General features: G+C 64.3%; 23 protein-coding genes. 12 read left to right on the forward strand and 11 right to left on the reverse strand.

Annotated elements, in window-relative coordinates:
- Positions 1 to 7 precede the first annotated feature (7 nt).
- On the forward strand, positions 8 to 1,345 hold the full coding sequence (locus tag U4Y90_RS06750; RefSeq protein WP_321793539.1) for an MFS transporter: 1,338 nt from the start codon (positions 8 to 10) through the stop codon (positions 1,343 to 1,345).
- Between the two features lie 68 nt (positions 1,346 to 1,413).
- On the opposite strand, the gene U4Y90_RS06755 is transcribed toward U4Y90_RS06750, so the two are convergent.
- Complete coding sequence (locus U4Y90_RS06755) at positions 1,414 to 2,712, reverse strand: hypothetical protein (RefSeq protein WP_321793540.1); 1,299 nt, start codon at positions 2,710 to 2,712, stop codon at positions 1,414 to 1,416.
- Positions 2,713 to 2,884: 172 nt separating this feature from the next.
- Between U4Y90_RS06755 and U4Y90_RS06760 the strand changes: the two genes are divergently transcribed.
- Positions 2,885 to 7,282 (forward strand): DEAD/DEAH box helicase, encoded by a 4,398-nt coding sequence (locus U4Y90_RS06760; protein ID WP_321793542.1) that lies wholly within the window; start codon positions 2,885 to 2,887, stop codon positions 7,280 to 7,282.
- Between the two features lie 43 nt (positions 7,283 to 7,325).
- Here U4Y90_RS06760 and U4Y90_RS06765 read toward each other — a convergent pair whose 3' ends face one another.
- A complete protein-coding gene (locus U4Y90_RS06765) occupies positions 7,326 to 7,547 on the reverse strand; it encodes a hypothetical protein (protein ID WP_321793543.1) in 222 nt (73 codons plus the stop codon).
- A gap of 468 nt (positions 7,548 to 8,015) precedes the next feature.
- On the opposite strand from U4Y90_RS06765, the gene U4Y90_RS06770 reads away from it, so the two are divergent.
- Positions 8,016 to 10,157, forward strand: coding sequence for a protein kinase domain-containing protein (locus U4Y90_RS06770; protein ID WP_321793545.1), 2,142 nt, complete (start codon positions 8,016 to 8,018; stop codon positions 10,155 to 10,157).
- A gap of 7 nt (positions 10,158 to 10,164) precedes the next feature.
- Here the strand turns inward: U4Y90_RS06770 and U4Y90_RS06775 are convergent, their stop codons facing one another.
- Both U4Y90_RS06775 and U4Y90_RS06780 read right to left on the reverse strand, forming a co-directional pair.
- Complete coding sequence (locus U4Y90_RS06775; RefSeq protein WP_321793547.1) at positions 10,165 to 10,977, reverse strand: class I SAM-dependent methyltransferase; 813 nt, start codon at positions 10,975 to 10,977, stop codon at positions 10,165 to 10,167.
- Between the two features lie 69 nt (positions 10,978 to 11,046).
- Positions 11,047 to 11,469, reverse strand: a complete 423-nt coding sequence (locus U4Y90_RS06780) for a phasin family protein (protein ID WP_321793549.1) — start codon at positions 11,467 to 11,469, stop codon at positions 11,047 to 11,049.
- 331 nt (positions 11,470 to 11,800) lie between these two features.
- Here U4Y90_RS06780 and U4Y90_RS06785 point away from each other — a divergent pair, with 331 nt between their 5' ends.
- Complete coding sequence (locus tag U4Y90_RS06785; RefSeq protein ID WP_321793550.1) at positions 11,801 to 11,992, forward strand: DUF2964 family protein; 192 nt, start codon at positions 11,801 to 11,803, stop codon at positions 11,990 to 11,992.
- Between the two features lie 16 nt (positions 11,993 to 12,008).
- Here the strand turns inward: U4Y90_RS06785 and U4Y90_RS06790 are convergent, their stop codons facing one another.
- Positions 12,009 to 12,383 carry a DUF3564 family protein gene (locus U4Y90_RS06790; protein WP_321793552.1) on the reverse strand — a complete coding sequence of 125 codons (375 nt, stop codon included), beginning with the start codon at positions 12,381 to 12,383 and terminating at the stop codon, positions 12,009 to 12,011.
- Between the two features lie 613 nt (positions 12,384 to 12,996).
- Between U4Y90_RS06790 and U4Y90_RS06795 the strand changes: the two genes are divergently transcribed.
- On the forward strand, positions 12,997 to 13,986 hold the full coding sequence (locus U4Y90_RS06795; protein ID WP_321793554.1) for a zinc-dependent alcohol dehydrogenase family protein: 990 nt from the start codon (positions 12,997 to 12,999) through the stop codon (positions 13,984 to 13,986).
- A 1-nt stretch (position 13,987) separates the two neighbouring features.
- On the opposite strand, the gene U4Y90_RS06800 is transcribed toward U4Y90_RS06795, so the two are convergent.
- Together U4Y90_RS06800 and U4Y90_RS06805 are read right to left on the reverse strand one after the other, a co-directional pair.
- Positions 13,988 to 14,707 carry a helix-turn-helix domain-containing protein gene (locus tag U4Y90_RS06800; protein WP_321793556.1) on the reverse strand — a complete coding sequence of 240 codons (720 nt, stop codon included), beginning with the start codon at positions 14,705 to 14,707 and terminating at the stop codon, positions 13,988 to 13,990.
- A 76-nt stretch (positions 14,708 to 14,783) separates the two neighbouring features.
- On the reverse strand, positions 14,784 to 15,437 hold the full coding sequence (locus U4Y90_RS06805) for a glutathione S-transferase family protein (RefSeq protein ID WP_321793559.1): 654 nt from the start codon (positions 15,435 to 15,437) through the stop codon (positions 14,784 to 14,786).
- A gap of 223 nt (positions 15,438 to 15,660) precedes the next feature.
- On the opposite strand from U4Y90_RS06805, the gene U4Y90_RS06810 reads away from it, so the two are divergent.
- The gene (locus tag U4Y90_RS06810) at positions 15,661 to 17,058 is read left to right on the forward strand and encodes a polyhydroxyalkanoate depolymerase (protein ID WP_321793561.1); all 1,398 of its coding nucleotides are present in this window, start codon (positions 15,661 to 15,663) and stop codon (positions 17,056 to 17,058) included.
- A 2-nt stretch (positions 17,059 to 17,060) separates the two neighbouring features.
- Here the strand turns inward: U4Y90_RS06810 and U4Y90_RS06815 are convergent, their stop codons facing one another.
- The 3 genes from U4Y90_RS06815 to U4Y90_RS06825 are packed head-to-tail and all read right to left on the reverse strand — an operon-like array spanning position 17,061 to position 19,450.
- Positions 17,061 to 18,425, reverse strand: a complete 1,365-nt coding sequence (locus U4Y90_RS06815) for an ATP-binding protein (RefSeq protein WP_321793563.1) — start codon at positions 18,423 to 18,425, stop codon at positions 17,061 to 17,063.
- Positions 18,422 to 19,135 carry a response regulator gene (locus U4Y90_RS06820; protein WP_321793565.1) on the reverse strand — a complete coding sequence of 238 codons (714 nt, stop codon included), beginning with the start codon at positions 19,133 to 19,135 and terminating at the stop codon, positions 18,422 to 18,424. Before U4Y90_RS06820 ends, U4Y90_RS06815 begins: the two co-directional genes overlap by 4 nt.
- A gap of 12 nt (positions 19,136 to 19,147) precedes the next feature.
- Positions 19,148 to 19,450, reverse strand: a complete 303-nt coding sequence (locus U4Y90_RS06825) for an EF-hand domain-containing protein (RefSeq protein WP_321793567.1) — start codon at positions 19,448 to 19,450, stop codon at positions 19,148 to 19,150.
- 258 nt (positions 19,451 to 19,708) lie between these two features.
- Between U4Y90_RS06825 and U4Y90_RS06830 the strand changes: the two genes are divergently transcribed.
- From U4Y90_RS06830 to U4Y90_RS06845, 4 genes are all read left to right on the forward strand, one after another.
- Positions 19,709 to 20,062: a hypothetical protein gene (locus tag U4Y90_RS06830; RefSeq protein ID WP_321793569.1), complete on the forward strand. Its 354-nt coding sequence runs from the start codon at positions 19,709 to 19,711 to the stop codon at positions 20,060 to 20,062.
- Positions 20,063 to 20,240: 178 nt separating this feature from the next.
- The gene (locus U4Y90_RS06835) at positions 20,241 to 20,522 is read left to right on the forward strand and encodes a DUF3303 domain-containing protein (RefSeq protein WP_321793571.1); all 282 of its coding nucleotides are present in this window, start codon (positions 20,241 to 20,243) and stop codon (positions 20,520 to 20,522) included.
- Positions 20,523 to 20,699: 177 nt separating this feature from the next.
- Positions 20,700 to 21,536 (forward strand): 3-keto-5-aminohexanoate cleavage protein, encoded by an 837-nt coding sequence (locus U4Y90_RS06840; protein ID WP_321793573.1) that lies wholly within the window; start codon positions 20,700 to 20,702, stop codon positions 21,534 to 21,536.
- Between the two features lie 540 nt (positions 21,537 to 22,076).
- Positions 22,077 to 22,550 carry an ESPR domain-containing protein gene (locus tag U4Y90_RS06845; RefSeq protein WP_321793575.1) on the forward strand — a complete coding sequence of 158 codons (474 nt, stop codon included), beginning with the start codon at positions 22,077 to 22,079 and terminating at the stop codon, positions 22,548 to 22,550.
- A 40-nt stretch (positions 22,551 to 22,590) separates the two neighbouring features.
- Here the strand turns inward: U4Y90_RS06845 and U4Y90_RS06850 are convergent, their stop codons facing one another.
- The gene (locus U4Y90_RS06850; RefSeq protein WP_321793577.1) at positions 22,591 to 23,901 is read right to left on the reverse strand and encodes a hypothetical protein; all 1,311 of its coding nucleotides are present in this window, start codon (positions 23,899 to 23,901) and stop codon (positions 22,591 to 22,593) included.
- Here U4Y90_RS06850 and U4Y90_RS06855 point away from each other — a divergent pair.
- A complete protein-coding gene (locus U4Y90_RS06855; RefSeq protein WP_321793579.1) occupies positions 23,894 to 25,873 on the forward strand; it encodes a YadA family autotransporter adhesin in 1,980 nt (659 codons plus the stop codon). The genes U4Y90_RS06850 and U4Y90_RS06855 overlap by 8 nt on opposite strands.
- 155 nt (positions 25,874 to 26,028) lie before the next feature.
- Positions 26,029 to 26,721 carry a FadR/GntR family transcriptional regulator gene (locus U4Y90_RS06860; RefSeq protein ID WP_321793581.1) on the forward strand — a complete coding sequence of 231 codons (693 nt, stop codon included), beginning with the start codon at positions 26,029 to 26,031 and terminating at the stop codon, positions 26,719 to 26,721.
- Positions 26,722 to 26,772 lie beyond the last annotated feature (51 nt).

A 26,772-nucleotide genomic window follows, 5' to 3' on the forward strand; every position in this document is an offset into this window, starting at 1 on the left:
GACAAACATGAGCGATCTAAGCGTCAACCCGGCCGATGAGCCGCACATTCTCGGAAACACCTCGGACATCATTCGCAAGGTGGCCTTGCGGCTCATGCCGCTCATCATGCTGTGCTATTTCTTCGCGTTCTTCGACCGCATCAACATCAGCTTCGCGAAGTTCCAGATGCAAAGCTCGCTCGGTCTGTCCGACACCGCGTACGGTCTCGGGGCGAGTCTTTTCGTGATCGGCTATGTGCTCTTCGAAGTGCCGAGCAACATGCTGCTCTACAAGGTCGGCGCGCGCCGCTGGATCGCGCGCATCATGATTTCGTGGGGCATCGCGACCGCGCTCATGGTATTCGTGCAGACGGAGTGGCAGTTCTACGGGCTGCGCTTCATCATCGGCGCGATGGAAGCGGGCTTCGCGCCGGGCGTGCTGTACTACCTGACGCTGTGGTTTCCGGCGAGCTATCGCGGCCGCATCACGTCGATGCTGTTCCTCGCGTCGGCATTCTCGGGCCTTTTCGGCGCGCCGCTGTCGGGGCTGGTGCTCGGGCATCTGAATGGCGTGGCGGGCATCGCCGGATGGCACTGGTTGTTCCTGCTCGGCGGCCTGCCGTGCGTGCTGCTGGGCATTCTCGTGCTGAACGTTCTGAAGGATCGCGTCGATGATGCGGCGTGGCTCACGACCGCGGAGAAGACGTACCTGAAAAGCCAGATCTCGACGCAAAGCCAGCACACGGACACCGGCCACTCGCTCTTCGGCGCGATCAGGACGCCCGGCTTCCTGATGCTCGGCCTGATCTACTTCCTGATCCAGATCGCGTCGTATGGGCTGAACTTCTGGGCGCCGCATCTGATCCGCGCGGCGGGCACGCAAAATCCGACGATCATCGGTCTACTCACGGCGGTGCCGTATATCTGCGGCGCGATCTGCATGGTCGTGGTCGGCCGCATGTCGGATCGTTCGGGGGAGCGCCGCAAGTTCGTCGCGACGCTGCTCGTGATGGCGGCGATCGGCTTCTTCGCGGCAGGCATCTTCGACAAGCAGACGGCGCTGCTCATCGTCGCGCTCGGTGTGATGGGCGCGGGCGTGATCGCTTCGATCCCGGCGTTCTGGGCGCTGCCGCCGAAGCTCCTGACCGGCGCGGGCGCGGCGGGCGGGATCGCGCTGATCAACACGCTGGGGCAACTGGGCGGCATCGTGAGCCCGGTGATGGTCGGCCGTATCCGCGACACGATGGGCAGCACGACGCCCGCGCTGTATGCGATCGGCGCGATGAGCGTGGTGTGCGCGCTGCTGCTGTTGTTCGGTTTGCCGCAATCGCTCAGGCAGCTCGATCATTCGGAGCACAAGGCCTGACACGAGCGATTGCTCGAACGTGAAAACGCCCGGCGGATTCTTTCGCGCCGGGCGTTTGTCTCTGCACGTCATGCCATCGCGGAGTGCCGCAGGTCGTAATCCATCAGGAGCGCACGGTTGTCTTCCCACATGCCGAAATAGTGGACCATGAAGCTGTCGGGACGGCGGTAGACCCAGGGCGTGTTCAGATCGATGAAATCGAGAATGCGCGTCGCATCGAACTCCGGCATCGACTCGAATGCGCGGATGAAATAATGCTGATCGCCCTGGCTCGCGTACACGTGGGCCTTGTCTTCCAGATTCCGGCACTCTTCGATCACCCGTGCCAGGGCGTCATAGTTGGGCTGATTGCGCTGGAAGCCCATGATGCCGGCGTTGAAAGCCCACGTTCCCACATCGCGGGCAAGCACCGTTTCGCGGCCGTGCGTGAACGGTTCGAGGCGCCGGTTCATGTCGTTGATGAGGACGTCGGCGTCGAGCCAGAACACCCATTGATGATTCGGAAGATATTCGCGCAGTAGCGCAGCCTTGTGCCAGTTGGCCGAGGTCTTGCCGTCGTTCAGGTGCGGGGGAATTTCGCGATGCACGTACAGCGTGTAGCCGTGGCGCTCGCAATAACGCCTGAAATTGGTTTCTGCGAGACGCCCGTACTTGGCGACGTTCGGCGTATAGAGCATGACGATCGCGATGGCGCGATTCGGCTCATAAACGCTGTGCGCGGACGTCTCGCGCACGCCGGTATCCGCAAGCGTGAGATAAGGGAGACCGCGTGCCATGCATTCGTTGATGTGCTCGAAAACCGCCGCCCGATAACGCCGATGATGCTTAGCGTCGCGGACGCTGAGCGAGAAGGCATTCCAGTCCGCCCAGACGGATTGCGTGTTCGCCGCCCCAGGCACCACCACACATACGTCGCCTTCTCGATGTTGCGGCGGGCAAGCGGGGAAATCCTGCAGCATGTCGGCTTCGTGTTCTGGCAGCACGATGCCGTAGCGGCAGCGGCCGACCAGATGCGCAATCCGCGTCCGGACGGATTCGGTGTTGCGGAATATGAGGATGTCCGTTTGCGGCCGCTCGGAATCCGTGCAGGTGAGAAGCCAGTCCCGGCCGGCCATCAACTGCGGCAATTCGACGGGACGGAGAATCGCCGCGTTCTCGCTCAGAAGAAGGACGATCTCGTTGCTCGCGGCCTGATTGAGACAGCGCAGAAGCGTTTCGTATTTATAGACCCAGCGCGCGTGGTCGTCGCTTCCCGACAAATCCGGCAATTCCAGTACTTCATGGCGATAACCCTGCGCGCGCGCGTAGGCGCGATGGTTGGCGAGTGCGCCTGGCGCGCGGTCGAACAGGAGGCTTACGACGATCATGAGGTGATGAGCAGGTAAAGGCGCGATTCTTCGAGCAGCGCGAGACGGCACGAATGGAACCGACTGAAAAGACGAGCCGCTTAGCATCGCCGCTAACGGGATTCGATCGGATGGGAATACTCCTAAAACCACGCGCAATACGTCATTTCTCAACGGCTCTTAGAATGTCCGGATGACCCGACCACCCACTTCCGCGACCGACGCGCTGCGCGGCTTTCATCCCGCCGTCGTCGACTGGTTTCGCTCGCGCTTTCCCGCGCCGACCGCCGCGCAGGCGCGCGCGTGGCCGCTGGTGCACGCGCGCCGCTCGACCCTCGTCGCCGCGCCGACAGGCTCGGGCAAGACGCTCACCGCGTTTCTCGCCGCCATCGACGAACTGGTGCGCGACGGCGTCGCGGGCGGCGGGACGCTGCCGGACGAGACGCGGGTCGTGTACGTGTCGCCGCTGAAGGCGCTGTCGAACGACATCCATGTGAATCTGGATGAGCCGCTCGCGGGGATCGCGCGGACCTTGCGCGAGTCCGGCGTGGCCGCGCCGGAAATCCGCGCGGCCGTGCGCACCGGCGACACGACCCAGCAAGAGCGCAACGCGATGAAGAAGCGCCCGCCGCACATTCTCGTGACGACGCCCGAATCCCTCTACGTGCTGCTGTCGTCCGATTCGGGCCGCGCGATGCTTTCGACCGCGCGCACGGTCATCATCGATGAAATCCATGCGGTCGCCGGGGCCAAGCGCGGCTCGCATCTGAGCCTGTCGCTGGTGCGGCTCGACGCACTGTGCGAGCAGGCGAGCGGACAGCGCCCGGTGCGCGTCGGTTTGTCGGCGACGCAAAAGCCGATCGAACGCGTCGCGAAGTTTCTCGTCGGCGCAAGCGAGCCGTGCGAAATCGTCGATGTCGGTCATGTCCGCGCGCGCGATCTCGCGCTGGAAATTCCGCCGATGCCGCTCGAAGCCATCATGTCCAACGACATCTGGGAGCGCGTTTACGACCGCCTCGCCGAGCTCGCCGGGCTGCATCGCACGACGCTCGTTTTCGTCAACACGCGCCGCATGGCCGAGCGCGCGGCGCGGCATCTGACCGAGCGGCTCGGCAAAGAGGCCGTGGCGGCGCATCACGGCAGCCTCGCGCGCGAGCATCGTCTGGAGGCGGAGCAGCGCCTGAAGCGCGGCGACTTGCGCGTGCTGATCGCCACCGCGTCGCTGGAGCTGGGCATCGATATCGGCGATGTCGATCTCGTCTGCCAGATCGGCTCGCCCGGTTCGATCGGCGCGTTCCTGCAGCGCGTCGGGCGCTCGGGGCATCACGTCGGCGGCACGCCGAAAGGGCGGCTCTTTCCGACTTCCCGCGACGATCTGATCGAATGCACGGCGCTCCTCGACTGCGTGCGGCGCGGCGAGCTCGATGCGCTGACGATTCCGCGCGCACCGCTCGACGTGCTCGCGCAGCAGATCACCGCCGAAGTCGCGTGCCGCGAATGGAGCGAGGACGAATTCTTCGAGCGGATCACGCGCGCGTATCCGTACGCGACGCTCGATCGCGCGCACTACGAAGCCGTGCTGCGCACGCTCGCGGAAGGCTATACCGGGCGGCAGGGCGTGCGCGCGGCGTATGTGCATCGCGACGCGGTCTCGCGCACGCTGCGCGGGCGGCGCGGCGGCAAGCTGACGGCGGTGACTTCGGGCGGCGCGATTCCCGACAATGCCGATTTCGCCGTGATCCTCGAGCCGCAAGGCTTGCAGATCGGCACGGTGAATGAGGATTTCGCGGTCGAGAGCCTCGCGGGCGATATCTTTCAGCTCGGCAATACGTCGTACCGGATCGTGCGCGTGGAAGGCGGGCGCGTGCGTGTCGAGAACGCCAACGGCCAGCCGCCGAACATCCCGTTCTGGCTGGGCGAAGCGCCGGGCCGCAGCAACGAGCTTTCGCACGCGATCGCGCGGCTGCGCGCGGAGATCGATGCGAGGCTCGCGCAAGACAGCGTCGATGTAACCGTCGCGTGGCTCGCGCAGCGGACGGGCATCGACATCGAAGCGGCGCGGCAGATCGTCGATTATCTGGCGCGCTCGCGCGCCGCGCTCACGGTGCTGCCGACGCAGGACACGCTCGTCATGGAGCGCTTCTTCGACGAGTCCGGCGGCATGCAGCTCGTCATCCACGCGCCGTTCGGCAGCCGCGTGAATCGCGCGTGGGGCCTCGCGCTGAGAAAGCGTTTCTGCCGCACGTTCAACTTCGAGCTCCAGGCGGCGGCGACCGAGGACGCGATCGTGCTGTCGCTGACCGGCAGCCACAGCTTCGTGCTCGACGAAGTGTGGCGCTATCTGAAATCCGCGACGGCGGAACACGTGCTGATCCAGGCGCTGCTCGACGCGCCGCTGTTCGGCGTGCGCTGGCGCTGGAACGCGACCAACGCGCTCGCGCTGCCGCGCTACACCGGCGGGCGCAAGGTCGCGCCGCAATTGCAGCGCATGAAAAGCGAAGATCTGCTCGCGGCCGTATTTCCGGACCAGGTCGCGTGCGTGGAGAACATCGCGGGCGAGCGCGAGGTGCCGGCGCATCCGCTCGTCGAGCAGACCATCGACGATTGCCTGCACGACGCGATGGACAGCGACGCGTGGCTCGCGCTCCTGCGGCGCATCGAGACGGGCGCCGTGCGGCTCGTCACGCGCGAGCTGCCCGCGCCGTCGCCGCTCGCAGCCGAGATTCTGTCCGCGCGGCCGTACGCGTTCCTCGACGATGCGCCGCTCGAAGAACGCCGCACGCAGGCCGTGCTTGCGCGCCGTTGGACCGATCCGCAATCGGTGGACGATCTCGGCGCGCTCGATCCCGAAGCCATCGCGAGCGTGCGCGAGGAGGCGTGGCCCGATGTCACGAGCGCCGATGAGATGCACGAGGCGTTATCGATGCTCGCGTGCATCGCCGAGGCGGAGGCGCAGCGCAACCCGCAATGGATCGCGTGGCTCGACGCGCTCGCGCACTCGGGGCGTGCGACGCGCGTGCAGATCGCGGAGCACGATGCGCTGTGGACGCCCGTCGGGCGGCTCGCGTGCATGCGGGCCGTCTACGAGCACGCGCCGATGCAGCCGTCGCTGCAACCGCCGCCCGGCTTCGACGACGTCTGGGCGCCGGACGACGCGCTCGTCGAAATCGTGCGTGCGCGCTTGTCGGGCTTCGGTCCGCTGAGCGTGCCGGAGATCGCGCGTCCGCTCGCGCTGCCCGCATCGGCGATCGCGCTCGCGTTGACGCGGCTCGAAGCACAAGGCTACGTGATGCGCGGGCGATTCACGCCGGGCGCGCAGGCCGAGGAATGGTGCGAGCGCCATCTGCTCGCGCGGATTCATCGGTACACGGTGCGCCGGCTGCGTCGCGAGATCGAGCCGGTCGAGCGGCAGGATTTCATGCGCTTTCTGCTCGAATGGCAGCGCGTCGCGCCTGAATCGCGCGGCGCGGGCCGTGACGCGCTCGGCGCCGTGCTCGAGCAACTCGAAGGATTCGAGGCGCCCGCCGTCGCATGGGAAGACGAAATCCTGCCGGCGCGCATCGCCGATTATTCGGGCATGTGGCTCGACGATCTCTGCCGCGCGGGCAAGCTCGTGTGGACGCGCCCCGCGGGACGCTCGCGCGCGTCGGGCGGCCCGGTGCGCGGCACGCCGATCGTGCTGTTGCCGCGCCGTCATCTGAATGCATGGAACGCGCTCATGTCTTCGAGAGGAGCGTCTTCCGGGACGCCTCAGGACGAAGCGCCGCACCTCTCGTCGCGCGCCGAACGCGTGTTCGATGCGCTGAACGCGCACGGCGCGATGTTCTTCGACGAACTCCTCTCCGATGTGCGCCTGCTGCGCACGGAACTGGAAGACGCGCTCGGCGAACTCGTCGCGCTCGGACTCGTCAGCGCCGACAGCTTCGCCGGTCTGCGCGCACTGCTCGCGCCGGCGGCGAAGCGCAATGCGTTCGCGCGTCGGCCGAGGCGCGGCGGCTTGTTCATCGGCGGGATGGACGATGCGGGGCGCTGGGCGCTGCTGCGTCGCGCGAAGCCGGAAGACGCGCGCGACGACGGCGATCTCGAGCATGTCGCGCTGACGCTATTGCGGCGCTACGGCGTCGTGTTCTGGCGTCTGCTGGAACGCGAGGCGCAATGGCTGCCGCCCTGGCGCGACTTGCTGCGTGTCTATCACCGGCTGGAGGCGCGCGGCGAGATTCGCGGCGGGCGCTTCGTCGCGGGGCTCGCTGGCGAGCAGTTCGCGTTGCCCGAAGCGGTGCCGCTACTGCGCGACATGCGCAAGCGGCCGAAGGACGGCGCACTCGTCGCGCTCTCGGCGGTCGATCCGCTCAATCTCGTCGGCTCGCTGTTGCCGGGCGAGAAAGTGCCTGCGCTCGCGGGCAATCGCGTGCTGTATCTCGACGGCGTGCCGGCCGGCGCGGTGATCGCGGGCAAGACGCGCTATTTCGGTGATTTCGATGGCGAAGGGCGCGAGCGCGTGCGTCTCGCGCTCGTCAAGCGCTCGGCGCGTTCGCTCAGTCGCTCAGTCGGAGGTGCGGTGGCGGGCACCGGCATGCCGGTGCGTCATTGAAGCCGAAGCAGCGAGGGATGCGATCCCTCGCTGAATATCGGCGTTATTCCTTCGTGACGATCTTGGTGGTGAACGGTCCGGCCTGTGCGGCGGGCACGTCCTTCACCTGCACGCCCGGATAGTCGACGACGCGATTCGTGTTCGACGCCGGCCGGATGCGAAACAAGGGCCGCACGCCATCGCGCGCGCCGCCGACGATCGTATGCATCGCCTGCCGGTCGAGTTCGACGCTGTCGGCGAGGTCTCTGATTTTGATGACGGCCATGGATGCTTCCTCCAAAGTGGGGAGTCGCAGTTGAGTATAGACAATCCGGCCCGGCGCACCGCACCGACTCCTCAATCCGGTGCGCCGTTGGTCGGCCGGTGGAACGACATTGAACGCCAATGGCGGCAAAAGGCGCATGCCTTCTGCCGCAAAAGCGTTCGCGTGAAGTGATGCGAATCGCGTGCCAGTAGCGGCCGTACTTCCGGGTTGGTCGCGCAACGTATTGATTCGTCGAATATTTATGCCGTTCGGCCCAGGCTGCGCGTAGCCGGAAAACGGCCGCTTTGACGTCGCGACGCCAACATACGCACCCGATGTGTCGGTCTCCGAACGACATGTGCGCGATACCGCTCATGATCGAAAACGCCATTTGCGAAAGCGCCATGCGAAGGCTAGTATCGAACGAGCACCGGGGATTTGTTACGACAAGTCGTTGTCGATCGATTGGAGCCGCGTCGCGTCGGACAGATGACAAGTTTTGCGCAAGCAATTCGCACATATCGGGGCGACGGCGGGTCGCGCGACGAGTTCTTTGCGGGAGTGGACGGCGCACTGGCGACCGAGCAGACTCCGGCAAAACGGCTCATGGAGATCCTCGAAGAGGAGCATGCGGCACGGCCTTTGCCACCCGACATCTATGCGGCCATCCGCCGCCGCATCGAGCATGCGGCGCGCATTCGTCCCGAAGCCGATTCCCCCACTGGCCCCGCTAACCGCGACGAGACCCGTCTGCAAACCTCGCCGGGCTTCCCGCCGCCGCCTTCGCGCGATCCGAGCAGCGGCACCGGCAGCCAGGCGACGCAGGTGATCGTCGACCACGACCAGACGATGAAGGGCGTCGGCGACACGCTCAATGGCCGCTTCGTGCTGGAAGAGTGTCTCGGCATCGGCGGCATGGGCACGGTGTACAAGGCGCTCGATCTGCGCAAGCTCGAGGCGTCGGATCGACGGCCTTACGTCGCGATCAAGGTGCTCAATCTCCAGTTCCGCGGCAATCCGAAGTCGCTGATCGCGCTGCAGCGCGAGGCGCGCAAGGCGCAGCAGCTCGCGCACCGGAATATCGTCACCGTGTATGACTTCGACCGCGACGGTCAGGTCGTCTACCTCACGATGGAATACCTGTCCGGCCAGCCGCTGTCCCGATTGCTTCGGAACCCGAATTTCAAGGGCATGCCGTTCGCCGAAGTCTTCCCGATCTTCAAGGGCATGGCCAACGCGCTTGCCTACGCGCACGAGCGCGGCTTCGTGCACTGCGATTTCAAGCCCGCGAACGTGTTTCTGACGGACACGTCGGAAGTAAAGGTGATCGATTTCGGCATTTCGCGCGTGATTCAGCGGCCCGAGGAAGAGACCGAGGCGACCGTCTTCGATCCCGGCAGTCTCGGCGCGCTGACCCCCGCGTACGCGAGCCCGGAGATGCTGGAGCACCGCGAGCCCGATCCGCGCGACGACATCTACGCGCTCGGCTGCATCACGTACGAATTGCTCACCGGCAAACATCCGTTCGACCGCGTGCCCGCGTTGCAGGCGAAGAGCGCGGGCATGAAGCCGCAGCGTCCCGAGCGACTCGGCAACAAGGAGTGGAAAGCCCTGAAGGCCGCACTCGCGTTCGAGCGCGAGTCGCGGACGCCGACCGTCGCGCAGTTTCTGGACGAAATCGGCGAGAATCATGCCGCTTCGCCGGCGGGCCGCAAGGCGAAAAAGCGCGGCGCGTCGAAGCTCGCGATCGGCGGGGCGGTGCTCGCGGCAGTAATGGCCGCGGGCGCGGGATATTACTTCTACGATCAGTCGAAAGGCGGCGAGGAAACCGCGCACGAAGCGCCGCCACGCCCATCCGAAGGAAGCGTCACGGGTGCGGTGACGGCGCACGGGCCCGGCGCGCCGCCGGCTTCCGCGGTGACGATCGCCCCCGCGGTGCCCGCGACGCCGCTGCCCGAACTCACGATGGCCGCCGTCACGCCCGTGCTCGGAAGCGTGCCGTGCTCGGCGCTCGTCGCATCGGTGCACGATCAGACCGTCGACGTGCAGGGCTTCGTGTCGCAGAAGTACGGTCTCGCGCGACTGAAGGAAGCGCTCGGTCGCGTGCCGGGCGTGAAGACGACGAACTTCGGCGTGCAGCAGGTCGCCGACGACAAATGCGATCTGCTCAAGGTGTTCGGCTCGTACTGGACGGCCAACCGGCAGTCGGGCAGGCCGGCGTCGGTGCACACGCGCTCGCGCGCGACCCGTCTTACCGAGGGCGATCCGTTGATCATCGATTTGATGACGCCCGCGTTCGAATCCTACGTCAATGTGGACTACTTCATGCTCGATGGCAGCGTCGTGCATCTGGTGCCCAACGCCCGCTCGCGCGACAACCAGGCGCCGGCGAACTACACGGCGACGATCGGCACGATGGGCGATTGGGTCGTCGGCAAGCCGTTCGGCTCGGAGATGATCGTGCTGACGGTCACGCCCGCGCCGCTCTTCGACTCGCCGCGCCCCGACAGCGAGGCGAAGCCCGAATATCTGCGCGCCGTCGAAAAACGGCTCTCCGCGCTCGCGGGCAAGTACGGCCGAGACCACGTGGCCGTCGACATCTTCCAGATCACGACGCAGGCAAAAAAGTAAAACCGGTTCAGCGCTTGATGGCGCAGGCCAGCACGCAAGGCATCGGCACGAGCAGCTCGCCGTGCTGCGCATAGGCCTTCAGGCGTGTGCGCACTTCCTGCTCGATCGAGACGAGCGCACTTTTCGATTGCGCGCGCAACAGTGCGGCCATGCGCACGCCGCCGTGCATCAGACCGTCGAGCGGAGTTTCTGGCAGCACGAAATGCCAGGTCTGCTCGACTTCGTCGGCGCGGGCGTCCGCGAAGCCCGCTTCGGTCAGCACGCGCACACATTCCTCGGGATCGCCGAAGCGAAAGAAGGGCGGGGCGGGCGGCAGTCCGATGTCGAGCTTGCCGTGCAGCCGGATCGCGTCGAGCACCATGCCGAAGCCGACCGCGCGCTCGGGCACGGCCCACGAAGTGAACGCGATGCGGCCGCCATGTCGCAGCACGCGCGCCGCTTCGACGAGCGCCCGTTCCGGTTCGGGAAAATGCAGCATGCCGAAGTTGATGCCGACGGCGTCGAAGCTTTCTTCGCCGAACGGCAAATGCTCGGCGCCCGCTATCTGGAATTCGATCTCGGGATGAAGCTGGCGCGCATGCGCGATCATCGATGCGGAGAAATCGATGGCCGCCGCAGTCGCGCCGCGCTCGATCGCCGCCGCGGCGAAATTGCCGGGTCCGGCCGCGACATCGAGCAGGCGAATGCCCGGACCGACCGCGAGCGCATCGAGCAGCGCGGAATGCGACTGCGCGGTGAGTCTTCCGAAATAATCCTCATACGAAGGGACGACGTGTTCCCAGCCGTTCTTCTCGAACGCCGCGAATTCATCGAATTGCATGACGCACCTCCCGCTCGCCGCACACGCGGCGCGCCGTTGCCGGAGGCCGGGCCTCGTCAGCCTGCGAGGCTAGGTCCTGGGCTTGTCGATCGACGCTTTCAGTTCCTTCAACGCGTCTTCCATGCGCTTGCTGACGAGCGCATAGGCTTCGGCCTGAGTCTGCTGGGTCGTGCGCGCGATGTCCTGCATGTCGGCGAGCGCATTATGCAGCGCGCGCTGGACGACTTCATTGGCGTTGAACGGCGGCTGGGTCGACGTATTGGCGAATTGCTTTGCGATGGTTTCTAGATCGCTCAAAGTCCTGCGCAGAATTTCGAGTTGTTTGTCGCGCAGCGCCTCCATGCCCCCGAACGCGACGCGATTGGTCGCCGCGAGCGCTTCGACATCCTTGCGCCGCGATTCCATGATCGCGGTGACGTCGAATCCTGGAAGCTGGTACTGCTGGAACATGGCTGCAAACTGGCTGAACGGATCGCTGAAATTTTGATTCATCGTGCCTCCCCAGATTTTCTGTCGGTCGAATGCGAGCCATTCTTGCGGGCAAACGCGAGCATGGCCCGGGCAGCATGCGCCGTGCGCGAAATCATGCCAACGCGCAGCCAGCACCTGATACTACCAATATAAACCCTGGAAATGGGGCAAGGGAAAACACCAGAACGAGCGGTCTGCTGTTGCAGTCGCCGGATGGCGGTAGAGGTTGATGCAGGTCAAATCGTGCCGCGCCGCGCAAGCGAACATGAATTCATGGCGACGCAATATCGGCACGATGCCGTGCCGCGACCACGCAAGGGGCCGAAGCCCGCGTCACGGTCGGGAGAACATCATGATCAGGGGTGAAGGGCGCATCGTGGCGGCTTTGGGCGCCGTGTTCGTGACGCTGGGCGGCATCGACGCGGCGCTGCGGGGCCTGCTCTTCGACAAGACGGCCGTGATGTACTACGGCGTGCTCGCGATCCTGATCGGGGCTGCGTCGTTCGTCGTGATGCTTACTCCGTTGCCGAGCGACGAGCCCTGACCATTCCGCGTTTCGATCAGATTCCTTCTTCTCCGGCGAAGACGCCGTGCTCCGCCTTGATCTGCTCGCGGTCGATGCACTGCACGTGCCAGCGGCCGGTGCTCGTCACGCTTGCGCCGTCCGCATACCACAGCACGCGTCCCGCGAGCCCCTCGGGCGGGCCGTCGGGAGCGTCGACGTCGAGGCGCTCCAGCACGCAGATCGGATCTCCGACCTGCTGGCCGCAGATCATCGTGCCGTTCGATCCTGAACGCAAGCCTCCCCAATCCGGCACTTCCACCGACTGGTGTCCCTCGCGAGACCATCGGCGGGTTTCCTTGTCGAGCCACAGGATGGCGTAGGCCGCCGATTGAGCGCCTTCGAAGCCATCCAGCTTGACCGTGATACGCATGTCATCCTCCATGAAACGATTTCGATGGACGAGACGCCCAGCACTTTCGCACTGGCCATGAGCGTCGTCGCTTGAATGGCGGCTTGCGCCGCGCGTATTGTTAAGGCGTTACGACGCGGCCCTTGCGGACCGCGATGAAAGATTCGAACGGCGCGCGGCGGATAAGTTTAAACGCCACGCATGTAATGGGTTCCATCGCCGAAGCGTCGTTGAGCGAGCCTTGAATCGCGTGCTCGCTTGCCGCGCCGCAACAGCCATGACGTCCGAAATCGATCAAGCAAGACCGATGCCGAGATGTGTCTTCAACCCATGTCCGCCTCGTGCCTGCATGATTCAAGTTTAGTATGACAATCTGACGCTTTGGGGGCAAGCTTCGGAGGCATATCGTCGCAGAGACGCGCGGTCCATGGCTCGATGGAAGCGCTGCATCAGCGTGCGTTATCGCACTGGGTCGACGCTCGCTGAGCGTGCACGGGTGCACCACGTCGGCAGCGCGCGCCCCAAGGCACTGCGCGAAGCGTGTGCGGTGCTCATCCGTTCGGAGCGCAAAATATTGCGCCGCAATACAGGCGCGTCAGGCGTTCTCGCAGTATCGAACTCAGGAGACATTTCGATGCGCGCAATGGTCTTCGACGGCACCGCCCCCGTTCTGCACGCGCGCGACTTGCCCGATCCGACGCCGCGCGCGGGCGAACTCCTCATCGACGTGCATGCGTGCGGCGTCTGCCGTACCGATCTCCACGTGGTCGACGGCGAACTCGCCCATCCGAAGCGTCCGGTGATTCCGGGGCACGAAATCGTCGGGACGGTCGCGCGGCTCGGCGCGGGCGTGACGGACTTCGCGCCCGGCGATCGCGTGGGCGTGCCGTGGCTCGGTCATACATGCGGCCATTGCCGCTATTGCGCGGCGGGCCGCGAGAACCTGTGCGACGCGCCGGGCTTCACGGGCTATACGATCGATGGCGGTTATGCGGAACGGGTCGTCGCCGATGCACGGTACTGTCTGCATCTGCCGCAGCGGTATTCGGACGTGGAAGCGGCGCCGCTCCTGTGCGCGGGGCTCATCGGCTATCGCACGCTCGCGATGGCGGGCGACGCGAAGCGCATCGGCATCTATGGCTTCGGCGCGGCCGCGCATATCGTCGCGCAGGTGGCGAGGCATCAGGGGCGCGCGGTCTACGCGTTCACGCGTCCGGGCGATGGCGCCGCGCAACGGCTCGCGCTCAGCCTGAAGGCGCATTGGGCGGGCGGAAGCGACGAGACGCCGCCCGACGCGCTCGATGCCGCGCTCATTTTCGCGCCGGCCGGCGCGCTCGTGCCGGCTGCGCTCAAGGCAGTCGCCAAGGGTGGCGCGGTGGTGTGCGGCGGCATCCACATGAGCGACATTCCTTCGTTTCCGTATGACCTGCTCTGGGGCGAGCGGCGCGTGATGTCGGTGGCCAATCTCACGCGCGAAGACGGGCGCGCGTTCATGCGCCTCGCCGGGCAGTTTCATCTGGATCTGCACACAACGTCTTATCAGCTCGATGAAGCGAACCGCGCGCTCGCCGATCTGCGCGAAGGCAAGCTGACGGGCGCGGCCGTGCTGACGACCGGCGCGTGACTCAGGAATGCGCGAGCAACGCGCGATCGACGATCCGCACCTGCCGTCCGTTGAGCCCGATCGCGCCCTCGCGCTGCAGCTTCGAGAGCGTGCGGCTCACGGTTTCGAGTTCGAGTCCAAGGTAACTGCCGATATCCGCGCGCGTCATGGGCAGAAGCAGTTCGCGCGCGTGATCGCCGGATGACGCCGCGCGCGTGTCGAGCCGCTCAGAGAAATCGAGCAGGAATGCGGCGACGCGCTCGCGCGCGGGCATCGTGCCGAGCATCAGCGCGAGACGCGACGCGCGCACGATCTCCGCGCTCATGATCGCGAGCAATTCGTGCTGCATTGCCGCGTACTCTCGACACAGCGGTTCGAGGATGCCGACCGGCATGATGCGCACCACGCTCGGCTCGAGCGCGATGGCGTCGCTTTCGTGCCGATTGGTGCACACGCCGTCCAGGCCGAGCGTTTCATCCGCGAACTGAAAACCCGTGACCTGTGCGTGCGGGGCGCTGTCGTCGTCGGTGCTGGGATAGGTCGCGACCGTCTTGAAGCAGCCGCTTTGCACCGTATAGAGGCTGCGCAGCGGTTCGCCCGCGCAGTACAGCGCGTCGCCGCGCTCGACGGTGCGGGTCGGAAACGGGATGGCGTCGGTGTCCGAGAAGCGGACGTGCAGCGTGGGCGCTCCATTGAGCGCTGCGCGCCGGGCCGCAGCGCCTCGTTCGAGTGACGTTTCCATTTGCGGTTTCCTCCTACAGACCAGTATGGTTCACGAATGGAGGAAAGGAAAATCCATCGGAGCCGCGGGACGGCGGTCAGAACTCGATGTCCAGTTCGTCGATTTCCTCGGCTTCCTGTTGCGCGTCCGCGATCCACTGGCGCATCTCCGGCATCGCGAGAATACGCTCGCCGTACGCGACGATATCCGCGTCGAGCTTCACGTCGTAGGTCACGAAGCGCGTGACGACGGGCGCGAACATCGCATCTGCGCACGTTCGTTCGCCGAACAGATACGGGCCGCCATATTGCGCGAGACACTCGTGCCAGATCGTCACGATGCGGTCGATGTCGGTCTGCGCGCGCGCCCACACCTTGAAGCCGGGAAAGTGCGCTTTCAGATTCATCGGCAAGGCCGAGCGCAGTGCGGCGAAGCCCGAATGCATCTCGCCGCAGATCGCGCGGCAATGGGCGCGCTCGGCGCGTTCCGGCGGCAAAAGGCCCGCATCGGGCCGCACTTCGTTCAGATACTCCGCAATCGCGAGCGTGTCCCATACCTTGATGCCGTCATGAAAGAGGCACGGGACGAGAATCGACGGCGAAAGCAGGAGCAGTTCGGCGCGCGCGCCGGGATCGTCGGCGGGCATCACGACTTCCTCGAACGGCAATCCGCTGAATTTCGTGAGCAGCCAGCCGCGCAGCGACCAGGACGAATAGTTCTTGCTGCTGATGGTGAGCGTGGCATTCGCCATGAGTCGTTCCTCGCGCGTCGTGCACCAAGACGGATCGAGCGCGGGGCATGCAGGCACCGAAGTGTGGCAAATCCCGCTCGTGGATGGCATCGGTGCAAAGCCTATGCCAATTGCGGCCTAATATAAACGCAGCCCCACGCACTATGTGGCGATAGATTGGCATAGCTATTGCCTTCCCTCAGAGCTTCAATGTCGACGCATGCGCGGCCCGCGTGCAAGAGAGATGAATCCGTTTGCTTACGCGGGCTATCAGGCCTGGTCCGATTCGATGCTGCCGATGCGCCATGCCGCCGCGCTTGTCGAAGGCGCATTGCGCGTCTGGAAAGAGATGGGCGAGACGCCGCAGGGCCGGGTGCTCACGGCGTTCTGCGAGCAGATCGCGCTCGCGGGGCTCACGCATGCGCGCCCGGCGTTCGATATTCCGGAAGTTGACGTCGAAGGCAAGACAGTGCGCGTCGTGGAAGAAGTCACGGCATCGACGCCGTTCTGCGATCTGCTCCATTTCCGCAAGGACGATGCGTCCATCGCGCAGCCGCGCGTGCTCGTCGTCGCGCCGATGTCCGGCCACTTCGCGACCTTGCTGCGCGGCACCGTGCAAACGATGCTCGCCGACCACGATGTCTATATCACCGACTGGCGCAATCCTCGCGACATCTCGCTGATTCACGGCCGCTTCGGCTTCGACGAATATGTGCAGCACATCATCGATTTCATCGAGACGATCGGGCCCGGCGCGCATCTGCTCGCAGTGTGCCAGCCCACGGTCGCGGCGCTGTCGGCCGTTGCGCTGATGGCCGAGGACCGGCATCCCGCCGAGCCCGCGAGCATGACGCTGATGGCGGGGCCGATCGACACGCGCGTCAACCCGACGCGCGTGAACGAGCTCGCGAAGAGCAAGCCGATCGACTGGTTCGAGCGCAATCTGATCAGCATGGTGCCCTTCGGCTTCGCGGGCGCGATGCGGCGCGTCTATCCGGGCTTCGTGCAACTGGGCGCGTTCATGTCGATGAACCTCTCGCGCCATATCGAATCGTTCGAGGAGATGCATCATCAGCGCGCGAAGGGCGATCCCGCGAAAGCGGACGCGATCCGCGTTTTCTACGAGGAATACTTCGCGACGATGGACCTCACCGCGGAGTTCTATCTGGAGACCGTCGACACGGTGTTCCAGCGCCACGCGCTGCCGCTCAGGCAACTCGAAGTGCGCGGCCGCAAGGTCGATCCTTCGGCGATCCGGCGCACTGCGCTCTTTACGGTCGAGGGCGAGCGCGACGATATCTGCGCCGTCGGCCAGACGCTCGCGGCGCAGGATTTGTGCGACAAGCTGCGTCCGTATCTGAAGGCGCATCACGTGCAAACGGGCGTCGGGCACTATGGCGTGTTCAACGGCAAGCGCTGGGAGCGCCAGATCTACCCGCGCATCCGCGCATTGATCCACGACAACGAACCCAGCCCGGCGGGCGTGAACGCGCGTGCGCAGCCCATGGTGCCGATGCAGGCGATCGCGCCGCTCGCGCGCGAATCGACGGTCGCGGAGGAGCAGGCGCAAGCGGCCAGGACCGGGCCGGGCGACGGCAAGCAGGCGATCGCCGATCCCGACGACGCTCACGCAACCGAATAGCGCTAGCCCGCGGCTTCGCCGGACAGCGGCAAGACGATGCGCGACTCGGCGCCGCCGCCTTCGCGCGCGCGCAGTTCCAGCGTGCCGCCGTGCAGCCGCGCGATGCGCTCGACGATTGCGAGACCGAGCCCCGTGCCCTTCGGCTGGCCTTCACCGCCACCGCGCTTGAACGGCTGCTTGAGCGCCTCAGGATCCTGACCGGCGAGCCCTTTGCCGCGATCGGCGATCACGACGCACGCGGTCTTCGCCTGACGGTCGGTCCACGTCCGCACTTCCAGTCCGACCACGCCGTACAGCACCGCGTTCTGCATCAGGTTCATCAGCATGCGCAACATGCTGATCGGGCGGAACGGGAAGGGCTCGATTTCGCCGAGATCGAGCGCGAACTCGTGTCCCAGTCCGGCGAAATCGGCTGCGAGATTGGCGACCAGCTCGTTGAGATCGCCGACGACGGGCGTCTCCTTCGCGCCGCTTCCGGCGTAGTCCATGAACTGCTGAAGAATCGTGTCGATGGTGTCGAGATAGCCTTCCGCCGATGCCGCGAACGCCGCGTCCGTCGAGGGCACCGACGACATCGCCATCGCGAGGCGCAGCTTGGTCATCGGCGTGCGGATGTCGTGCGAGATGCCCGCGAGCATCAACGCGCGCGTGGCTTCGGCTTCCTTCAGCGCGGCCGTCATGCGGTTGAAGGCGCCGCTGACCTGCGCGATTTCGGTCGGGCCGTCGGTCGGCAGGACGCCGGGCTCGCCGCCGGCGGAAACGAGCCGCGCGGCATCGGCGAGATGCGCGAGCGGGCGGTTCAGGTGGCGCTGGATCAAGTAGGCCGTCGCGAACGCGAGCGCGCCGAGCCCGAGCGAAAGGAAGAGGGCCGTCGCGAGGCCGTCGTCGTGCGCGGCTTCCGGCACCGGCAGCGCGAGCCAGCGCGGCTCGCCCGCCAGATGCGCGCGTATCCACAAACGCTGCTGGCCGTCGTCGGCCGTGTCGCCGCCTTGCCAGCGCACCAGCATGTCGGCGGGCAAGTGCTCGCGCAGGCTCTCGACGAATGTCCGCCGCTGATAGGTTTGATAGAAGCGCAGCCGCGATCCCGGCGCCGTCTCGCTCGCGCCGGCAGGCAAGTCGCGGCGCAGGTCGAGATGCGCGGCGACCGTTGGCGCGGCCTCGGGCGGCGACGTTTTCAGGAGCGTGTCGAGCGTGACGATATAGCTCGCGAACGTCGCCGCCGCACGCTCGATGCGTGGTGTCTGGATGAAGTGCAGCAGCACCGCGATCGCGCAAACCTGGCTCACCGCGACGAGCGCGACGAGCAGCAGGATATTGCGTGCGAACAGCGAGCGCGGCACGAGGTACGCGCGGGGCACGGCGCTCACGACTCGATTTCGGCGAGCAGCATATAGCCGACGCCCCATACGGTCTTGATGAAGCGCGGCTTGCCGGGATCTTGCTCGACGATCTGACGCAGCCGCAGCACCTGCACGTCGATGCTGCGATCGAGCGCGTCGTGGTCGCGGCCGCGCGTGCGGGCGATGAGATTGTCGCGGCTCACCGCGCGGTTCGGCGACGAGCCGAGCGCGCTCAGCAACTGCATCTGCGCGGAGTGAATGTCGAACGGCTCGCCGTTGCGATAGAGCTTCTGGCGGGCGAGATCGAGGCGGAAATCGCCGAAGCGGATGATCTGCTGCGTATGCGTCGGATCGCCGGCCGCGATCTTCTGGCGGCGCAGCAACGCGCGCACGCGAGCGACGAGTTCCTGAGGCAGGAAGGGCTTGGCGAGGTAGTCGTCGGCGCCGGTTTCGAGACCGATCACCTTGTCGACCGGATCGCCTTTCGCCGTGAGCATCAGGATCGGCAGTGTCTGGCCTTCGGCGCGCAGGCGCTTGCAGACCGACAGACCGTCTTCGGGCTCCATCATCCAGTCGAGCACGAGCAGGTCGTAAGGCTCGCGCTGCAGATAGCGGTCGAGCCGCTTGCCGTTCTCGACGACGCGCACCTCGAAACCCTGCGAACTCAGAAAACGCTGCAGCATGTTGCGCAACTCGGCTTCGTCGTCGAGCACGATGATCTTCGGCAGGGTTTCCATGGGGGCTCCGGATCAGCGTTGCGCGGCGTGCTCGTGCATGAAGGCTTCGATCTGCGGCAGGGTTACGTAGCCGTTCTTCTGCGTGTCGATTTCGTCGAAATGTTTGGCGACCATCGGCATGCCGGTGGATGCCTGCTCGCGGGTGAGCTTGCCGTCGTGCGTGGTGTTGGCGCTCGAGAAGCGGGTCTGAAGCTGGCCGAGCGCGCGTTCGACACGAGGGCTCGCGCCCATCGGCTGAGTGGCGGTTTGCGCGAACGCCGCGCCCGACGTGGCGCACGCCGCGCAGGCTGCAAGGATGACAAGGATCTTTCGCATGGCTCTCTCCCTGATTCGATACGAATGAACGGCAACGGTGATGCCATTCTATTGAGCCGCGCGGCGAACGCAATCTTGGGGATGCTACGAATCGTGTCGCCGTATTTCACTCGCGATGCCGCGTAATTTCGCCGACATGCGGCGACATAAGTTATGACTCACGGATCGGATGGCGCTTCGCTATCGTTCTCATCGCCGGCAGGGCTGTTTCGTTCGCGCTGCCGAATCGATCGTCTCACGATGCATGAGGACTTCAACATGAACTTCCGTTTGCTCAGCGTTTCCACCATTGCCGCCATCAGCCTGACCTGCGCGAAAACCGCATCCGCCGGAACGAGCGTGCAGGTTTCCTATGTGGCGCCCGCCGTGGTCTATGCGCCGCCGCCGCCTCGTCCCGTCTACTACTACGCGCCCCCGCCGAGGCCGCCGTATTACTACGTCCCGGTGCGCACGGTCGTCGTCGCGCCGCCGGTCGCACCCGTGGTGATCCCAGCGCCGCCGCCGCCTCCGCCACGGCCGACCGTCGTCGTGGCGCCTTATGGGGTCGCGCCGGCCGTCAGGGTCACCTATGCGCAGCCGGTTCTCGCCGCGCCCGTCGTCGTGATGCATTGAGCGACGCTAGCCAGAGGCGCGTGCAAGCCCGCTGCGCCGAATGCGCACGACGATACGCCGCGATGCAAAGCGCGGCCGACTCCTATACTGGATGAACCGCACCGGCCGCATAGGCCGACGCGGCGGCGAATCCGGCGCGTCGCGCCGTTTCATGGCGTTCCAACAGGAGGATCGAGCCATGCTATTCATCGTCAACTGGACTGCGCAACCCGAGGTCGAGCGACAGGCTGCCGAGCGGTTCCTGCAAACCCGCGGCGCGCCGCCCGATGGCATTCATCTGCTGGGCCGCTGGCACGCGATCGGCTCGATCTGGGGCATCGCCGTGTGCGAATGCGACACCATCGAACCGCTCGCGCGCTGGGCGCACGAGTGGGCCGATCTGTTCATGTTCGACATCAAGCCGGCGATCACCGACGAGCAGGTCGGAAAAATGCTCGCCGAGGACGCCGAGCGAAAGTAGACGGGGACGTGGCCCGATTCGTCTTACGAACGCACCGCGGGAGCTTAGGGTTTGTGTGGCTTGCAGCGGACCGGAGAATGCCTCACCATTACAAACGTACTAGTTAGTTCAAATTTGAGTGCCGTTCGCGATCCCGGTAATGGCGGTCGCCAGGACGGTGCCGTCAAGGAGCGAAGCGTGACCCAATCCCCTACTAAAGAACCCTGCGTCATATCGGTCGCGATCACTGGCTCGGTGCCGCGCAAGAAGGACAATCCCGCCGTGCCGATCACGATTCCCGAGCAGATCGAGAGCACGCACGAGGCGTATGAAGCGGGCGCGACGCTCGTGCATCTGCACGTGCGCGACGAAGACGAACGCTCGAGCTCGGATCGGCATCGTTTCGCGGAGTTGCAGGAAGGCATTCGCAAGCATTGCCCGGACATCATCATCCAGTTCTCGACGGGCGGGCGCGGCCGTTCGTTCGAGCAGCGCGGCGCGATGCTCGATCTGAAGCCCGACATGGCATCGCTCGCGACGGGCTCCGTCAACTTTCCGACGATCGTGTACGAGAACCCACCCGACTTCGTGCGCTCGCTCGCGCAGACGATGCTCGATCACAACGTGAAACCCGAAATCGAAATCTTCGATCTGGCGATGCTCTATAGCACGGTCGATCTCGTGAATCAGGGCTTGCTGAAGTCGCCCGTGCACGTGCAGTTCGTTCTCGGCGTGAAGAACGCGTTGCCCGCGCGGCGCGAGATTCTCGAATTCGAAGTCGAGCAGTTGAAGAAGAATCTGCCGGATGCTACGTGGACTGCTGCGGGCATCGGACGTCACCAGCTCGAAGTGAACCACTGGACGCTGCAACTGGGCGGACACTGCCGCACGGGTCTGGAGGACAACGTGCGCTGGGACAAGGACACGCTCGCGAAGAGCAATGCGCAACTGGTGAGCCGCGTGGCGGCGTTGTGCGCCGAGTATGGGCGACCTGTGGCGACCGCGAAGGAGGCGCGCGAGCTGTTGTCGATTTGAGGGGTAAGCATTTGGTCCGAGAAGGCGCGTCGTCCGAATGGGCGTCGCGCCTTTTCTCATTTGCGTGACGTGCCTTCTTGTAATTCCGTTTCCGACCATTTATCCAAATTCCAGTGTCTTGATAATTTAGGTAACGGAAGTAAAGTAGATTCGTTATATGACTGACTATCGTCAATATTCCGGAACGGCCCCGCGAATCCGAGAGCCGCGTCTTGGTACACGCCCACCTTTCGCAAACAATGCCGCATCTTAAGTTTCATCTCGCACGAAATATCTTTAAATTCAATACCTTATCAGTATTATTGTCGATCACGATCGCTGATTAATGTAGTTTCGCACGTAATCATTCATACGCTGTTTAGGAATTTCGACGTGGAAATTTAAACGCGTCTAGCCAAGAATGCCGGACACGAACAAGATTGCCTAAAAACTGTTGTGCAATGGCAATCTTATTAATTAGGAATGCGATTTATATGCAACGTTTTTGAGGCGCATGTTCGATCATTGGGCAAATAACAACGTTGACAAGAATGAGGTCGTATGAACAAGCGGTATCGTGTTGTCTGGAGCGAGGCATCCGACGGATGGGTTGTGGTTGCGGAAAATGCGCGGGCAAGAGGTAAGGGATGCAAGCAGTCGGCCGCCGCCGTCGTGGCGCTCTTCGCCGCCGCGGCGGGAAGCGCACAAGCCGGATCGCCGTGGTCGTATTCGATCGGTTTGCTTGGGGATGGGACGTTTCCATCGGAGTGTTTCAACTCTGGCGCGCCGAGTGTAATTTCGACTGGTTCGGTGTGCGATGGTAATGGCCACGTCGGTGCCGGTTTTGGCGCGTATGACGCTTCGGGCAATCTGAGTGCGTTCGCCGTCGCGGTCGATCCCTACACGGTGCAACTAGGCGCTGGTGGCAACACGATGCTTACCCTGGATGCGGGCACCTCCCTTCCCGTCATCAGAGCCAGCGCGCAACTCGATATGGGGGGAGAAAGATCGCCAATGTCGCCGCAGGCTTGTTGACCAACAACGTAGGAAAGGAGGCTGTTAACACTGGACAGCTCTACACCGCACTGTCGACCACTGCATCGGCGCTGGGAGGTGGAGCATCGGTGAATACAAACGGAACGATCAATTCACCGCAATACACGCTGAACGGTACGCAATATAACGACGTCGGCAGCGCGCTCACTGGCGTCGATACACGCGTGTCTACGATATCGACATCTGTTTCCACTGCGGTGAACTCGTTATCCACAGGACTTAGCACAGTTACTTCCGACGTAGGTTCGCTTTCGACAGGGCTTAGCACGGTGACGTCGAACGTGAGTTCGCTGTCCACAGGACTTAGCACAGTAATGTCCGATGTGAGTTCTCTCTCGACTGGCTTGAGCACCGTGGCGTCGAACGTTGATTCGCTGTCGACTTCGACTTCGACAGGTTTGAGCACGGTCACATCAAGCGTCGGTTCTCTTTCGACTGGTCTGAGCACCGTCACATCGAACGTCGCCTCGCTGTCGACGGGTATCGACTCGCTCTCGACTTCGACCTCGACCGGTCTGAGCACAGTCACATCAAGCGTTGGTTCTCTCTCGACTGGCTTGAGCACCGTGACGTCGAACGTTGATTCGCTGTCGACGGGCATCGATTCGCTCTCGACTTCGACTTCGACAGGTTTGAGCACGGTTACGTCAAGCGTTGGTTCTCTCTCGACTGGCTTGAGCACCGTGACGTCGAACGTTGATTCGCTGTCGACGGGTATCGATTCACTCTCGACTTCGACGTCGACAGGTCTGAGCACGGTCACGTCAAGCGTTGGTTCTCTCTCCACTGGCCTGAGCACTGTGACATCGAATGTCGCCTCGCTGTCGACGGGCATCGATTCGCTCTCGACCTCGACCTCGACCGGTCTGAGCACAGTCACATCAAGCGTCGGCTCCCTCTCGACTGGCCTGAGCACCGTGACGTCGAACGTTGATTCGCTGTCGACGGGTATCGATTCACTCTCGACTTCGACATCGACAGGTCTGAGCACAGTCACATCAAGTGTCGGTTCTCTCTCGACTGGCTTGAGCACCGTGACATCGAACGTCGCCTCGCTGTCGACCGGTATCGATTCGCTCTCGACTTCGACGTCGACCGGCTTGAGCACAGTCACATCAAGTGTCGGTTCTCTCTCGACTGGTTTGAGCACCGTGACATCGAACGTCGCCTCGCTGTCGACCGGCATCGATTCGCTCTCGACTTCGACGTCGACCGGCTTGAGCACAGTCACCTCAAGCGTCGGTTCTCTCTCGACCGGCCTGAGCACCGTCACATCGAACGTCTCCTCGCTCTCGACAGGCGTCAGTTCACTCTCCGTCGCCTTGAGCAACACAGTCCAGTACGACGATCCGAGTCACACGAGCGTAACCTTCGGCACACTCGGCACGCCCGTTACACTCAAGAACGTCGCTCCCGGTGCGGTGAATGCAAACAGTCTGGAAGCCGTGAACGGTTCTCAGCTCTTCGCGACCGCGCAAAGCGCCGCGGACGCGCTGGGCGGCAATGCCGGCGTGGACGCGAACGGCAAAATCATCAAGCCGACCTACACGTTCCTGGACAACTCCACGTTCGATAACGTCGGCGACGCGCTCGCGAATCTGGATGGCCGGGTGACGCAGAACACATCCGACATCACCACGATCAACACCACGCTGAGCACGATCGAGAACGGCGGTGGCATCAAGTATTTCCACACCAATTCGACGCTGCCCGATTCGCAGGCCATCGGCACGGATGCGGTCGCGATCGGCGGTAACGCGGTTGCATCGGCGAACAACGCAGTCGCGCTTGGCTCCAACTCGGTAGCGGATCGTGCCAACACAGTTTCCGTTGGCGCGGCAAATGCGGAACGCCAGATCACGAACGTCAAAGCGGGCACGGAAGACACCGATGCAGTCAACGTCTCCCAATTGAAGACGACGATTTCGTCCAGTGTCGCGAACGTCGTGACCTACGACGATACGACCCATACCAAGGTCACCTTGGGCACGCCGGGCACGCCGGTGACGATCGACAACGTCGCGCCGGGCGAAGTCAGCGCGACCAGCCTCCAAGCCGTGAACGGTGCGCAATTGTTCGGCCTGGCGCAAAGCACGGCGACCGGCCTCGGCGGAGGCTCGACCGTGAACGCGGACGGCTCGATCACCGCGCCGACCTACACGTTCAAGGACAACTCGACCTTCAACGACGTCGGTTCCGCGCTCACCAACCTCGATGACCGCGTGACGCAGAACACATCGGACATCGACACGATCAACACGACGCTCAATAACATCACGACGGGCGGCGGGATCAAGTACTTCCACGCGAACTCGACACTGGCCGATTCGACCGCGAGCGGGGCCGACTCCGTCGCCATCGGCGGCAACGCGCAAGCCACGGCGAACAACTCGATCGCGCTCGGCTCGAACTCGGTCGCGAATCGTGCGAACACGGTGTCGGTCGGCTCGGCCGGTGCCGAGCGCCAGATCACGAACGTCGCGGCAGGCACGCAAGACACCGATGCCGTCAACGTCTCTCAGTTGAAGCAGGCGGGGCTGATCAACGGCGACGGTTCGTCGAAAACAGCCGTCACGTACGACGCCGGGACGGACGGCAAGACCGACTACGCGAACCTCACGCTCGGCAACGGCACCGGCGCTACAACGATTCACAACGTCGCGGACGGCGTCGCGGGCAACGATGCCGTGAACGTGAATCAGATGAACGCCGCGATCGACCGCGTGACGAACATCGCCGAAAGCGGTGGCAATCCGCTGTTCGTGGCCAACGGCGATCGCAATAGCGAGGTCGCCAGCGCCACAGGCGTGCACGCCACGGCAATGGGCGCGAACGCCAACGCCAGTGCGGACAACTCGGTCGCGCTCGGTGCGAATTCGGTGGCCGACCGGGCGAATACGGTGTCGGTCGGTTCGGCGGGAAGCGAGCGTCAGATCACGAACGTCGCGGCGGGCACGCAAGCCACCGATGCGGTGAATCTGAGCCAGTTGAATCTGGCGGCGGCACAGGCGCAAAGCTACACCGATTCGCGCGTCGCCAACCTGCAAGGCCAGATCAACAACGTCGCAAGCACCGCGTACGGCGGTATTGCCGCGGCGATGGCCGCAGCGGGATTGCCGCAGCCGACCGCTCCCGGCAAGACCATGGTGGCGATCGCGGGGGCGCGTTACGCGAGCGCATCCGGCGCGGCCATCGGTATCTCGTACGTGACGCAGGACGAACGTTGGGTCGTGAAGGCGTCGGGGAATACCAGCAGTTCCGGGAACGTCGGGTTTACGATCGGGGCGGGGCATCAGTGGTAAGCGCCTGACGTAGCATCCAGGCGATCAGGATCGGTCGACGCGGCCCATGCGTCGACCGATTTTTTTATGCGCGCGTCCGGCCCGACCGCGTGTCCCCGCACGAAAAATCTGTCTTACAATCGTTCTCCACCCTGACAAGCACGCCACGCGCGAACATGAACGAGCGTAAGTCATCCGGTCTCGCCGACCGGATCTACAGCGACATCCTCAACAGCATCATGGAAGGCGAGTTCAAGGAGGGCGACCGGCTCCTCACCGAACACGCACTCGCCGAACGCTTCGCGACCTCGCGCCCGACCGTGCGCGAAGCGCTCGCGCGGCTGCGCGCGGATGGCATCATCGTGACGCGGCGCGGATCGGGAACCATTGTCGGACGCCGTCCCGACCCGGACGTGCGCCGTTTCGCTCCGCTCGAAACGCTGTCCGACATTCGCCGCTGCTACGAATTTCGTGTGGTGACGGAGTCCGGCGCTGCCGAACTCGCCGCCATCAAGGCCGAAGAAGACGACATTCGCGCGATCCAGAAGGCGTGGGACCAACTCGAACGTGTCGTCGAAACGCAGCAGGGCATCGGCGCCAAAGACGATTTCGCTTTCCATCTAGCGGTGGCGCGTGCATCGAAGAATCAGTTCTTCATCACCGTCCTCTCGTTCATCGAGGAACAGGTCGAAGTCAGCATGAACCTGTCGCGCAATCTGTCGTTCGTGAAGACGCTCGAACGACAGCGGCTCGTCCAGCGAGAACATCTCGACGTGCTCGAGGCGATCCGTGCCCGCGATCCCGCGCGCGCCGGAAAAGCGATGAGGGCGCATCTGGAAAACGCGCTCGAGCGCATGTTCGGCGAGTAGCGACATAGAGGCAGTTGTCACACAACCTTAGCGCCGACACGCGAAAGCTCG

The sequence above is a fragment of the Caballeronia sp. J97 genome (assembly GCF_905220305.1).
GTDB lineage: Bacteria > Pseudomonadota > Gammaproteobacteria > Burkholderiales > Burkholderiaceae > Caballeronia.

What these genes read in the sequence shown, in the direction of transcription:
- U4Y90_RS06750 (WP_321793539.1), top strand. Translation starts at nt 8, where the DNA reads ATGAGCGATCTAAGCGTCAACCCGGCCGATGAGCCGCACATTCTCGGA.
- U4Y90_RS06755 (WP_321793540.1), bottom strand. Translation starts at nt 2,712, where the DNA reads ATGATCGTCGTAAGCCTCCTGTTCGACCGCGCGCCAGGCGCACTCGCC.
- U4Y90_RS06760 (WP_321793542.1), top strand. Translation starts at nt 2,885, where the DNA reads ATGACCCGACCACCCACTTCCGCGACCGACGCGCTGCGCGGCTTTCAT.
- U4Y90_RS06765 (WP_321793543.1), bottom strand. Translation starts at nt 7,547, where the DNA reads ATGGCCGTCATCAAAATCAGAGACCTCGCCGACAGCGTCGAACTCGAC.
- U4Y90_RS06770 (WP_321793545.1), top strand. Translation starts at nt 8,016, where the DNA reads ATGACAAGTTTTGCGCAAGCAATTCGCACATATCGGGGCGACGGCGGG.
- U4Y90_RS06775 (WP_321793547.1), bottom strand. Translation starts at nt 10,977, where the DNA reads ATGCAATTCGATGAATTCGCGGCGTTCGAGAAGAACGGCTGGGAACAC.
- U4Y90_RS06780 (WP_321793549.1), bottom strand. Translation starts at nt 11,469, where the DNA reads ATGAATCAAAATTTCAGCGATCCGTTCAGCCAGTTTGCAGCCATGTTC.
- U4Y90_RS06785 (WP_321793550.1), top strand. Translation starts at nt 11,801, where the DNA reads ATGATCAGGGGTGAAGGGCGCATCGTGGCGGCTTTGGGCGCCGTGTTC.
- U4Y90_RS06790 (WP_321793552.1), bottom strand. Translation starts at nt 12,383, where the DNA reads ATGCGTATCACGGTCAAGCTGGATGGCTTCGAAGGCGCTCAATCGGCG.
- U4Y90_RS06795 (WP_321793554.1), top strand. Translation starts at nt 12,997, where the DNA reads ATGCGCGCAATGGTCTTCGACGGCACCGCCCCCGTTCTGCACGCGCGC.
- U4Y90_RS06800 (WP_321793556.1), bottom strand. Translation starts at nt 14,707, where the DNA reads ATGGAAACGTCACTCGAACGAGGCGCTGCGGCCCGGCGCGCAGCGCTC.
- U4Y90_RS06805 (WP_321793559.1), bottom strand. Translation starts at nt 15,437, where the DNA reads ATGGCGAATGCCACGCTCACCATCAGCAGCAAGAACTATTCGTCCTGG.
- U4Y90_RS06810 (WP_321793561.1), top strand. Translation starts at nt 15,661, where the DNA reads ATGAATCCGTTTGCTTACGCGGGCTATCAGGCCTGGTCCGATTCGATG.
- U4Y90_RS06820 (WP_321793565.1), bottom strand. Translation starts at nt 19,135, where the DNA reads ATGGAAACCCTGCCGAAGATCATCGTGCTCGACGACGAAGCCGAGTTG.
- U4Y90_RS06825 (WP_321793567.1), bottom strand. Translation starts at nt 19,450, where the DNA reads ATGCGAAAGATCCTTGTCATCCTTGCAGCCTGCGCGGCGTGCGCCACG.
- U4Y90_RS06830 (WP_321793569.1), top strand. Translation starts at nt 19,709, where the DNA reads ATGAACTTCCGTTTGCTCAGCGTTTCCACCATTGCCGCCATCAGCCTG.
- U4Y90_RS06835 (WP_321793571.1), top strand. Translation starts at nt 20,241, where the DNA reads ATGCTATTCATCGTCAACTGGACTGCGCAACCCGAGGTCGAGCGACAG.
- U4Y90_RS06845 (WP_321793575.1), top strand. Translation starts at nt 22,077, where the DNA reads ATGAACAAGCGGTATCGTGTTGTCTGGAGCGAGGCATCCGACGGATGG.
- U4Y90_RS06860 (WP_321793581.1), top strand. Translation starts at nt 26,029, where the DNA reads ATGAACGAGCGTAAGTCATCCGGTCTCGCCGACCGGATCTACAGCGAC.